This is a genomic window from Affinirhizobium capsici, assembly GCF_977018625.1.
Window position 1 is genome coordinate 5,001 of record NZ_CDRNXD010000007.1, and the last position, 12,142, is coordinate 17,142.

Consider the following 12,142-nt stretch of genomic DNA (forward strand, 5'->3'; position numbering starts at 1 on the left):
AGATTTCTCTAGAACGAGAAGCTTCGTCGCTAGCAGCGCCGCCGCCCTCGTCAGTGAGCGGACTTATACGCACCACCCCGTAAACCGTCAACTCCCCAAAATACAAAAAATCAGAAAATCATACAACATATTGAAAAGAAACACAAAATTCAGACACACAAACGTCACAAGGGGGAAAACACCACAAGGCGCCGATCAATCCTTATAGAGCAGCAGGCTGTAGGAGGATTGAAATGGGTCAGGAACGCTCATCACGGACTCATCCTCACAATCTCCACATTCGGCCCGTACCGGGGCAGTCCTCACATATGCCGCAGCCGCTTTTTTTGACAGAAGGCCGGGAATTTGGCACACCACTGAAACTGCCGCGATAGACGGCTTGGTAACTGGGGATAGTTCAACATCAATGACTCCGCCTCGTAACATGGCACCGACGCTGGGGAACGATGCACCGATCCTGGCAGACGGTCGCCGCGCACCTGATCGGCGTGAGATTTCGTTGCGGTGGCTATCCGGTACATTCCTGACCGGTATCACCTCTTCAATCTTAATGGGGGTCGCCCTGTTTGCTGCACTTGATGGCAGGCAACAGCTTGCTATCCCTGCAGAGGCGTTCGCTTCCATTCCCTCGCACATCAACGAAGCCGTCACGCGCGGTAAACGGCTCCTGGGCAATAATGTTATTGCCATGCCGACAGACCGGAAGGTCATGGAAGTTTCGACCATGGTGAAAGAGGGCAATAAGGAGGTCGTTCGCCGACAGCCATTTTCCCACGTCCGCATGGTTCTTGCCGCAAACCACGTCGCACAGGAAGACTATCCCTCCTTCGACCCTTTGACGATCTTCTCGACCGGTGAGAAGGAGGCAAGCGGCGCAAGCACCGGTGTCATCTATGGTTCCCAAGTGGAGTCAGAAGTGAGCCTTCAATCACTCCCCTTCCCGACTGCCAAAGCGAGCCTTGACTTTGCCCCGGGCATGACGACGGAAGAGGTTGAGGAAAATGTGCGGTCAAACGGTTCGATCCTAACGGATGGCACTTCGCAGATTGCGGCAATGTATTACGTCGATCCGCAGCGATTTGATGGGGACGAGGACGTTCTTTCGCTTGGCTCCCAGCTTTCGGCACGTATCGTCGAACAGAATATGACAGTTTCCGAGCCAGAGCCGGTCACCAAAAATACACGCGATTACGCGGATGACGTTATCCCCATCCGCCGGCCCACTACAATTGCGGACGCATTGATGAATGTCGGCTATCCGAAGGAGAAAGCCTCAGAGGTTTCAACACAGCTTGCGGCGCAGCTTTCAAAGCCAGATCTGGAACAGGGTGACGTTCTTCGCGTCGGCCTGATTCAGGAAGGAGAGATGGTGTCCGTTGTGCGAACCAGTCTGTACAGAGGTGGCCGACATGTCGCCACGATCGCCCTCGATGACAAAGGCCGCTACACGACAGGCACTGAGCCGACGCATTTGGACGCCGTGGACAGTGCATTTTCCAGCGATACGCCGGTTATCCTGTCCGGTCGGGATCTACCCAGCGTCTATGATGGAATTTATCGTGCCGCCCTATCCTATGGCATGACTCAGGATATGACTTCGCTGTTGGTGAAACTGTTGGCAAGCTCTGTCGATTTGCAGGCGCAGTTGAAACCAAGCGATACGATCGAAGCATTTTTCTCGGCGGCCGACAGCAAAGGAAGTGCCGGACCAAACTCCGAGCTACTCTACGTTAGTGCAAAGTTTGGTGACACTCTCACGCGTTTCTATCGCTTCCAGAACCCGGAAGACAATTCGGTTGATTATTTCGATCAGGACGGAAAGAGCATTCGGCAATTTCTGCTTCGCAACCCAGTACCAAATGGACGCTTGACCTCTGGTTTTGGCATGCGCCGCCACCCCATTCTCGGTTATTCCCGCATGCATACTGGTACGGACTGGGCAGCCCCACGCGGCACCCCGATTATTGCAACGGGCAACGGCGTAGTCGAAAAATCTGGATGGGCTTCAGGTTATGGAAACCAGACCATCATTCGCCATACCAATGGTTACGAGACATCGTACAATCACCAAAGCGCCATTGCGAAAGGCGTGCGTGAAGGTGCACGCATTACCCAAGGGCAAGTCATAGGTTATGTGGGGTCCACAGGATCTTCCACTGGCGCCCACCTGCATTACGAGCTCATCGTAAATGGCACGAAGGTTGACGCGATGAAGGTTCGTCTGCCGGGTGGCAAATCCCTTAACGGGCAATCGCTGGCGAAATTTGAGGATGAGCGCAAACGTATTGATGCTCTACTCGTCTCGAACAATGGCGAACAGGTCGCAAGCCGCTGAACATTCAGATCGATAGTGAAAGGGCCGCCTGATGAAGCGGCCCTTTCGCTTTTTAAGCTGCTTCAGCAACAGCCTTTCGAACATTGAACAACAGCCTGTCGGAACCTGACGATACCTTGACTCGGGAACCATCCGGAACCTGACCGCCCAGTATCTGTTCGGCCAGCGGGTCTTGCACGTATTTCTGAATGACGCGCTTCAGGGGACGAGCGCCGTAAACTGGGTCGTATCCCTTATCCGCCAACCATTCGCGAGCATCTTCGCCAAGCTCGATCGCAATCTTTCGCTCAGCCAGCAGGGACAGAAGCCGCTTCATCTGGATATCCACGATGGCGCCCATTTCACTACGTGCCAGGCGGTGGAACAGAATGATTTCGTCCACACGGTTGAGGAATTCCGGACGGAACGAGGCCTTCACGACATCCATCACCTGTTCGCGAACGCTATCCACATCCTGATGCTCTCCCAAATTGGTGAGATATTCCGCACCCAGATTGGAGGTCATGATGATGATCGTGTTTTTGAAGTCCACCGTGCGGCCCTGACCATCGGTCAGGCGGCCATCATCGAGAACCTGCAGAAGCACGTTGAAGACATCCGGATGCGCCTTTTCGATCTCATCAAAAAGAACAACCTGGTAAGGCTTGCGTCGAATTGCCTCCGTCAGAGCGCCGCCCTCATCATAGCCTACATAGCCAGGAGGTGCGCCGATCAGACGAGATACGGAGTGCTTCTCCATATATTCCGACATATCCAGACGAACCATCGCGGTTTCATCATCGAAGAGGAAGCGCGCCAGTGATTTGGTCAGTTCTGTTTTGCCAACGCCCGTGGGACCGAGGAAGATGAAGGAGCCTATCGGACGGTTTGGGTCCTGCAAGCCAGCCCTTGAGCGTCGAACCGCGCGCGAAACGGCTTGAACAGCATCCCCCTGCCCGACAACAGATTTCGCAAGCTCGTCTTCCATGCGAAGCAGTTTGTCGCGTTCGCCTTCCAACATCTTGTCAACAGGGATACCCGTCCAGCGCGAAACCACATGGGCAATCGCATCGGGCGTTACCACCTCTTGAACCATAGATGTACCGCTGGCATCGCGTTCTTCCGCTTCCTTCAACTCTTTCTCGAGATCAGGAATAACACCGTAAGTCAGTTCACCCGCACGTTGGTACTCGCCTTTTCGCTGGGCAATGGCCAGATCATTGCGAGCTTCATCAAGCTGGCGCTTCAGATCCGCGGCAAGGCCAAGCTTCTGCTTTTCCGCCTGCCAACGCGCCGTCAAGGCATCCGCCTGTTCTTCAAGACCAGTGAGTTCCGTTTCCAGACGCGACAAACGATCAGCAGAAGCCGTGTCTGTCTCCTTCTTCAAGGCTTCCCGCTCAATCTTCAGCTGAATGATTCGCCGATCCAGCTCATCCAATTCTTCCGGCTTAGAATCAACCTGCATGCGCAGGCGGGAAGCCGCCTCGTCCATGAGGTCGATTGCTTTATCCGGTAAAAACCGATCGGTAATGTATCTGTTGGAGAGGGTTGCAGCGGCAACAAGAGCAGAGTCGGAAATCCGAACCTTATGGTGCTGCTCATATTTCTCCTTCAAGCCGCGAAGGATCGAGATCGTATCCTCCACCGTCGGCTCATCAACCACGACAGGCTGGAAACGACGGGCAAGAGCCGGATCTTTTTCAACATGCTTGCGGTACTCATCGAGTGTCGTTGCACCCACGCAGTGCAATTCACCCCGCGCAAGGGCAGGCTTCAGCAGGTTGGAGGCATCCATGGCTCCATCGGCCTTGCCTGCGCCAACCAAGGTGTGCATCTCATCGATGAAGAGAATGATTTCACCGTTTTCCGACTGCACTTCGGACAGCACGCTCTTCAAGCGTTCCTCGAACTCGCCGCGATATTTTGCACCGGCAATCAAGGCCCCCATATCCAGGGCCATAAGCCGCTTGTCCTTCAGGCTTTCCGGAACGTCGCCGTTGACGATGCGGAGCGCCAAGCCTTCCGCGATCGCGGTTTTGCCGACACCTGGCTCACCGATCAGAACTGGGTTGTTCTTGGTGCGGCGGGAAAGAACCTGAATGGTGCGGCGAATTTCATCGTCACGTCCGATCACCGGATCAAGCCTGCCCTCGCGTGCCTCCTGCGTCAGGTCGCGCGCGAACTTCTTAAGCGCATCGAAGCCTTGTTCCGCATTGGCAGAGTCGGCGGTTCGGCCTTTCCGAATATCGTTGATCACTTGATTGAGCGCTTGGGCGGAAACGCCTGCCTTCTTCAAGGTTGAAGAGGTTGAGGCTGTGCCTTCAATGGCGAGTGCCAGTAAAAGCCGCTCCACCGTAACGAAACTGTCGCCAGCTTTTTTCGCAGCATCTTCCGCCGTGGAAAACACACGAGCCAAGGGTTGCGACAGATAAACCTGGCCATTGCCGCCAGAGACCTTAGGCAGTTTAGCAAGCGCTGCATCATTGGCGAGACGGGCTTCCTTGGCATTGCCACCAGCCCGTTCAATCAGGGAGGATGCCATACCCTGATCATCATCCAGCAAGACCTTCAAAACATGTTCAGGCGTGAATTGCTGGTGCCCTTCCGAAAGAGCATGAGTTTGCGCAGATTGAAGAAATCCGCGAACGCGCTCGGAATATTTCTCGATATTCATAACAAGACCTCCATGAGTCGCCCTGCCCTTATAAGGCACAGGCCGACGGTTGGGTTTGAGCTCCCTCAAAAGGCGAGCCCGCTGCATCCGATTTTACCGTCACAGCCACTTTCAGGATAAATATGGGAGGTGATTTTTTGAGTTTAAAGACGGCGCAAACGAAAAACCCCGGTGCAAGCACCGGGGTTGAACTCGAAAGCAGTCCTGCCTCAAACGGTTATGCCATTACTCGGAGGCAACATCCGCAAGAGTTGGTGCGTCACCACCGGTTGCTTCACCCTCACCGCCTTCAGCGGAACGACGAGGACGACGCGGACGGCTGCCCGGAGCACGCCGGCGCGGCTGACGCTCGCGTGGCTGTGCGGCGGTGCTTGCGCCTTCTTCCTCAAGAGCCACTTCTGCGGGCGTTCCATCAATGACGGGTTGAGGGCCGCTGCCATCCACTACAGGTGCCGCTTCCACAACACGCGTTGGAGCAGGGGCAGGAGCCGGAGCCGGAGCCGGAGCAACATGCGCCACAGGTGCAGGCGCTACAGCCGCATCATCCTGTTCCACATTATCGGAATCATCCTGGTCACGCTCATGATAATCATTCCGCTCATCGCGCTGGAAGCGTTCCTGCATCTGAGCTTGGGCCGATGCAATGATGCGGTTGTAATGTTCGGCGTGCTGCAGATAGTTTTCTGCCATGACCCGATCACCAGAGCTCTGCGCGTCACGTGCAAGCGTTGCGTATTTTTCAGCAATATGTTGGGCTGTGCCACGAATTTTGATGTCCGGGCCGGAGCTATCATAGGTCCGGGTCAGCGGGTTAGAGCCCTTGCGGTTGAAATTGTTTCCACCGCCGCCACCGCCGCCATTGTTATTATTGTTGTTGCCGCGCCCCCGACCACGCTTATTCTGCTGCTGTCCTGGCCTCATCGATCTTTCACCTGAATTCTCTGTACTTTTGCTGATTAAGGGCCACGCGACTGTACGGCCATGCCGAAACAAGCCTTCACGTGCCGCAAGCAGGGGGATCATCCATCCTGCTGCTAGTGGAAGTCAGTTTATCTGATGCACGCACTAGGTATTGTTCAACCCGGTAAGCACTCTATCAAAAGAGTAGCTTTGCGATTGAGCTTAACCTGAACGAATCTCCGTCCATTCCCAGCCGCCCAGCGCGTGCCCGCAAACTATCCCGCTTCATCGCCGATTCCAAGCCTTTTCTTTCGCGTGTGCAAAACACTGCTAAGGAGTGGCAAAATCATCGCTTTTTCGCTTGAAAAGCAATGCCCGGTCATTCCCCGCGAGATCGGAAATTTCCTGAAGCAAAGTATATCCATGCTTGCTAAATATATCCGTTACGGATTGCTTTTGATCGTAACCCATCTCCACCGCAAGAACGCCACCTTCCGCCAGGAAGGCATCACAATCGCGGGCGATGATACGATAAGGCTGCAGCCCATCCGGGCCACCATCAAGTGCCGCCAAAGGATCAAAATCCCTGACTTCCGGCTCCAAAGTGTCGATTACACTCGTTCTGATATAGGGCGGGTTTGACACGATTATGTCAAAGGAACCGCAAATATTAGCAAACCAGTCGCTTTGTTGCGTTTCAAAGCGTTCGCCTATCCCATTGAGATCGGCATTGTGCCTCGCCGTTTCAAGGGCATCCGCAGATATATCAACGCCAAGCCCTGAGAAAGGCGGCAACTCATGTAAAAGCGCGAGCGCGATGGCACCTGTTCCCGTACCAAGGTCTAACAGCAGAGGGCGCTCTTTTCTTTGTGCAATGCGCTTGCCATGGGCAATCAGCGCATCCACCAGAACTTCCGTGTCCGGCCTCGGCTCCAGCGTTTCCGGCGAGAGTTCGAGCGTTAGGCCATAAAATTCACGCGCACCCAAAATGCGGTGAACCGGCTCGCGCAATTTGCGCCGTTGGATGGCATCATGCACCTTCCGTCGTTTCTCTGCATCCACTACGCTATCGGGGTTCAACACCAGATCCGTGGGTGTCAGTTGAAGAAGACCAAGCACAAGGGTTCTCGCATCGGTCGCACTATCGGCAATTCCGGCCGCAGCAAGTTCACTTCGGCATTCCGCCAGGAGTTGCGCCAGGCTCTGCGTCAAGTTTGCTCGCCCAATTGTGCGAGCTGACCCGCCTGATAATCGGAAATCAGCGCATCGACCATTTCATCGATTTCCCCTTCTATCATGCGGTCCAGCTTATAAAGCGTGAGGTTAATGCGGTGGTCTGTCACGCGCCCTTGCGGAAAATTGTAAGTGCGAATGCGCTCGGATCGGTCGCCTGAACCGACCTGGCTTTTGCGGTCGGCAGAGCGTTCACTATCCGCCTTTTGTCGCTCGATATCATAGAGGCGCGAACGAAGAACCTGCATGGCTTTCGCGCGGTTCTGGTGCTGCGATTTCTCAGAACTCGTCACGATCAGACCGGTCGGCAAGTGGGTGATTCGCACAGCAGAATCCGTCGTGTTGACGTGCTGGCCGCCAGCGCCGGAAGACCGCATCGTATCGATTCGTATATCCTCAGGCCGAATTTCGATGTCGATATCTTCCGCCTCCGGCAAAACCGCAACGGTTGCAGCAGAGGTGTGGATACGTCCGCCCGCTTCCGTTTCAGGCACACGCTGAACACGATGAACACCCGATTCAAATTTCAGCTTGGCGAAGGCACCCCGCCCGGTCACGGTCGCAATGATTTCCTTGAAGCCACCTGCTTCGCCTTCACTGGAAGAAAGAACTTCGACCTTCCAGCCCTTTGTGCTGGAAAAGCGCTCGTACATACGAAACAGGTCGCCCGCAAAAAGTGCCGCCTCGGAACCACCGGTGCCCGCACGGATTTCTAGAATAGCGCTCTTCTCATCGGCTGCATCCTTTGGCAGCAAGAGAATTTGCATATCCTTTTCAAGCGTCTCAACGCGCTCTTGCGCATCCGGCAGTTCCAGTTCCGCCAGTTCACGCATCTCTCGATCGGTTGCCTTGTCGGCCAAAAGAGTTCGCAGGTCAGCCTCTTCCGCCACCGCCTTCTGATAATCACGAATTTTCACCACAACAGGCTGCAATTCCGAATATTCCGAAGCCAGTTTTACATACACATCCGCGGCAGGGCCCTCAGCCATGCGCGCTTCAATCTCGCTGAAGCGGCGCTCCAACTCGCGCATCTTTTCGACAGGAAGCTTCGCCACCTTACTTAACTCCACATTTTCATGTTCAAGAGCGCCATGCGGACGATCCATGCCCGGCAGGCGCTCTCGTGAATTATTCCATTTTGTAACGGTTCCGAACGGCCGCGCTGGCTTTGCAGCATGACCTCAAAGCGGAATATTATGCGCGGTGGCAAAACTGGTCAGCAATTCGCGAACGGAAACATCCGAGCGCGTGTCATCCAGCACCTGATTGAGTTCTTCGGCCAGCAAATCCACATCAAGCCCCAGCAACATCGCCTTGACCGGTCCGATAGCAGTGGGGGTCATTGAAACAGAGCGAAAGCCGATTGCCAAAAGCGCCATGGCCGAAAGCGGCTTACCGGCCATCTCACCGCAAAGCGTCAGCGAGGTCTTGTTGCGATCGGCTGCACGCACGATATCACGAAGGATGCGAAGGAAAGGCTTGCCGAGAATATCGAAGCGATCCGACACGCGCGCATTGCCACGATCCGCAGCCATGGAAAACTGGAAGAGATCGTTGGACCCGACCGATACAAAGTCAACTTCCGTCATCAGTTCGTCCAGCTGCCACATCAAGGCAGGCACTTCCAACATGGCACCGAATTGCAGCTTGCGTGGCAATCCGTGTCCAAATTTGGAAAGGTGCTGAACTTCCTTCTGCATCAAGTCGCGCACGGCGCGGATCTCCGATACTTCCGTCACCATCGGCAGCATCATTTTCAACTCAGAACCAGATGCTGCTCGTAGCAGCGCCCGCATCTGGGTCCGCAGCAGACCGGGACGATCAAGAGAGAGGCGGATAGCCCGCCATCCAAGCGCTGGATTTTCTTCCTCTTGAGCGCGGAAGTAGGAAACAACCTTGTCGCCACCGATATCGAGCGTGCGGAAAGTGACGGGATGCCCTGCCGCCTGCCGCAAAACGTTGCGGTAAAACGCCTCCTGCTCTTCAAGCTTTGGCATTTGCGAGGCAATCATGAACTGCAGCTCTGTCCGGAACAGGCCAATCCCATCCGCACCTGATTCGGCAAGCTGCGGCAAATCAACCATCAGCCCGGCATTCATGAGAAGCGTGATTCGCTTGCCGTCACGTGTCACGGGATCGACATCACGCAGCGCCCGGAACTGCTCCTGGCGGCGAGCGCGCAGCTTGACCTTTTCCTCGTAGGCTTTGACGAGATCGGCCATTGGGCGAAGATGAACCTGTCCCTCATCGCCATCGATAATGACCGAATCACCGTTCTCCGCCAGCGCCACAACGCCTGCGGCCTGGCCGATAACAGGAATTCCCATGGCTCGCGCAACGATAACGACGTGGCTGGTTACGGCACCGTCTTCCAAAACCAATCCACGCAAGTTGACGCGTGGGTAATCCAGAAGTTCCGCCGCTCCCATGGCGCGGGCAAAGACAATGGCATCCGTCGGAAAGCCCTGATCCATCGCACGGCCTGAAAAGCCTGTCAGCTGGCGCAGTAGCCTGTTCGCGAGGTCGTCGAAATCATGCATCCGCTCGCGCAGATAAGGATCTGTCAGGCGCATCATGCGCGCCTTGGTGTCGCTCTGCACCTTCTCCACTGCTGCTTCGGCGGTCAGGCCGTTGCGAATGGCTTCCTCCATGCGGCGCACCCAGCCCTGGTCGTGCGCAAACATGCGGTAGGTTTCCAGAACCTCGCGGTGCTCACCCTCCTGCGACACTTCGCGGCGGGAAAGCATATCATCGATCGACAGGCGCAAGGAGCCGATCGCCTCTGCCAGGCGCTCGATTTCCTTGTCGGCATCTTCGTTCAAAAGATTGGTCACCACCACGCGAGGTTCGTGCAGAACAACGTGGCCCAGACCTATTCCTTCGTTGTAGCCGTCGGCATCCAGTGTAATGGCGCGGGTGAGGTCAAGCTCCAGACCCGGTTGGGTAATCTTCTTCAATTCTCCGGTCGCAATCATTTCGGCGATCACCATTGCGGTGGTTTCCATCGCCTCTACCTCGTCTTCGCGGTAGTTGCGTTGCGCCTTGTTCTGGACGACCAGAACGCCCAAAGTGCGACCAGCGCGCAATATCGGCACACCAAGGAACGAGTGATAAATTTCTTCACCAGTTTCAGGGAGATAGCGGAAGGCGGGATGCGCCTGAGCATCGGAAAGATTGAGCGGTTGGGCCGAAGCGGCAATGGTGCCGACAAGACCTTGCCCCATTTTCAGCTGCGCAAGGTGAACTGCGTCTTTATTGAGACCTTCAGTCGCGTATAGCTCCAGCACGCCATCGGAACGCAACACATAGACCGAGCAAACCTCGGCCACCATATTGCTGGCAATTTGACGGACAATCCGGTCAAGCCGCTCCTGCGGCTCCAGCGGTTCGGCCATCAATTCCCGCAATCGCTTAAGCAGGACGCGCGGGCCTGCCGACAGGTCTCTCATCGGCATTCATACTCCCGAATCTAAAATCACCATAATCCGGAAGATGATGCGCCGCCCGCAAGAGCGACGCAACCGTGCCGGTTGATTTTCAACTCTTATCGAGACCGTAAGCAGAATGCAAAGTGCGAACTGCCAATTCCGAATAGGCGCCGTCGATGAGAATGGAAATCTTGATCTCGGACGTGGTAATAGCGCGAATATTGATGCCCTTATCAGCCAAGGCCTTGAAAGCTGTGGCGGCAACACCGGCGTGGCTGCGCATGCCGATACCAACAACGGATACCTTGCACATGCCGGTTTCGTTCTGAACAACGTCAAAACCAATGGTGCCCTTGTTCTGGTCAAGAACCTGCATTGCTTTTTCAACGTCGCCGGATGGGACCGTGAACGTCATGTCCGTCTTGGAGCCATCTTCGGAAATGTTCTGCACGATCATGTCGACATTGATGTGCGCTTCAGCCAATGGGCCGAAGATAGCGGCGGAAACACCGGGGCGATCTGCCACGCGTCGCAGAGAAATTTGCGCTTCATCCTTGGCATAGGCGATGCCGGTTACGACTTCCTGTTCCACGATTTCTTCCTCGTCGCAAATCAATGTACCGGGTGGATTGATGAGGTCGCCCATGCCCGGCGCGTCGGGGTCCTCGAAACTGGAGCGAACAAAGGTGCGCACCTTGTGCACCATGGCAAGCTCGACGGAGCGAACCTGCAGCACCTTTGCGCCGAGGGATGCCATTTCCAGCATTTCCTCGAAGGAAATTTTCTTCATGCGTCGGGCCTTTGGCACGATGCGCGGATCGGTCGTGTAAACGCCATCGACATCCGTGTAGATGTCGCAACGGTCTGCCTTCACAGCGGCAGCAATGGCAACGGCAGAGGTATCGGAACCACCACGGCCAAGCGTTGCGATACGGTTATCAGGGCCAAGGCCCTGGAAGCCTGCGACCACAGCCACTTGCCCCTCACCCATGCGGCGGATGATCTCGCTACCGTCGATATCGAGAATGCGGGCTGCGCCATGTGCGTTGTCGGTGCGGATCGGGATCTGCCAACCCTGCCAGGACCGGGCGTTGATACCCATGGATTGAAGCGCAATGGCCAGCAGACCGGAAGTCACCTGCTCGCCCGACGCAACAACAGCATCATACTCGCGCGCATCGTAAAAAGGTGAGCTAGCAGCCGCCACTTTCGGCGTATCCTGCACCCAGCCCACCAATTCATTGGTTTTGCCAGACATCGCGGAAACGACAACGGCCACTTCATGGCCAGCATCGACTTCACGTTTCACATGGCGCGCGACATTATGGATGCGCTCGAGATTGGCGACCGAAGTGCCGCCGAACTTCATGACAATGCGTGCCATCGCTAATCAAAACCACCTTTTCATGCCCCAAACGGACATGGCTTTACATTCCGCCACCCTCAGGTGCCCAAAGCCCCTTTGGCTTGCGGCGTCCTATTAGCGAAAAGCGGAATTGCACGCAATGGAAAAGCGCTTTGTTGCTATCGCTAAAGCGTCTACGCAACAAATGAAAAGGCGTTTCCCAACGGGTATCGCTCCCGCCCGTGGCG

The 12,142-nt window shown here is 55.5% G+C and carries 7 protein-coding genes; 1 reads left to right on the top strand and 6 read right to left on the bottom strand.

From position 1 onward, the window contains the following. Positions 1–406 precede the first annotated feature (406 nt). Positions 407–2,335, top strand: coding sequence for a M23 family metallopeptidase (locus tag AC0JZ1_RS18245; protein ID WP_471883865.1), 1,929 nt, complete (start codon positions 407–409; stop codon positions 2,333–2,335). A 52-nt stretch (positions 2,336–2,387) separates the two neighbouring features. Here AC0JZ1_RS18245 and clpB read toward each other — a convergent pair whose 3' ends face one another. From clpB to AC0JZ1_RS18275, 6 genes are all read right to left on the bottom strand, one after another. Then, the gene (gene clpB, locus AC0JZ1_RS18250) at positions 2,388–4,988 is read right to left on the bottom strand and encodes an ATP-dependent chaperone ClpB (RefSeq protein ID WP_471883866.1); all 2,601 of its coding nucleotides are present in this window, start codon (positions 4,986–4,988) and stop codon (positions 2,388–2,390) included. A 225-nt stretch (positions 4,989–5,213) separates the two neighbouring features. Then, positions 5,214–5,909, bottom strand: coding sequence for a DUF4167 domain-containing protein (locus tag AC0JZ1_RS18255; protein ID WP_471883867.1), 696 nt, complete (start codon positions 5,907–5,909; stop codon positions 5,214–5,216). Between the two features lie 309 nt (positions 5,910–6,218). After that, a complete protein-coding gene (prmC, locus tag AC0JZ1_RS18260) occupies positions 6,219–7,100 on the bottom strand; it encodes a peptide chain release factor N(5)-glutamine methyltransferase (protein WP_471883868.1) in 882 nt (293 codons plus the stop codon). After that, positions 7,097–8,176: a peptide chain release factor 1 gene (gene prfA / locus AC0JZ1_RS18265; RefSeq protein WP_471883869.1), complete on the bottom strand. Its 1,080-nt coding sequence runs from the start codon at positions 8,174–8,176 to the stop codon at positions 7,097–7,099. Before prfA ends, prmC begins: the two co-directional genes overlap by 4 nt. A gap of 126 nt (positions 8,177–8,302) precedes the next feature. Beyond that, positions 8,303–10,570 carry a phosphoenolpyruvate--protein phosphotransferase gene (ptsP, locus tag AC0JZ1_RS18270; RefSeq protein WP_471884177.1) on the bottom strand — a complete coding sequence of 756 codons (2,268 nt, stop codon included), beginning with the start codon at positions 10,568–10,570 and terminating at the stop codon, positions 8,303–8,305. Positions 10,571–10,658: 88 nt separating this feature from the next. Next, positions 10,659–11,933 carry an aspartate kinase gene (locus AC0JZ1_RS18275; RefSeq protein ID WP_471883870.1) on the bottom strand — a complete coding sequence of 425 codons (1,275 nt, stop codon included), beginning with the start codon at positions 11,931–11,933 and terminating at the stop codon, positions 10,659–10,661. Positions 11,934–12,142: the final 209 nt, after the last annotated feature.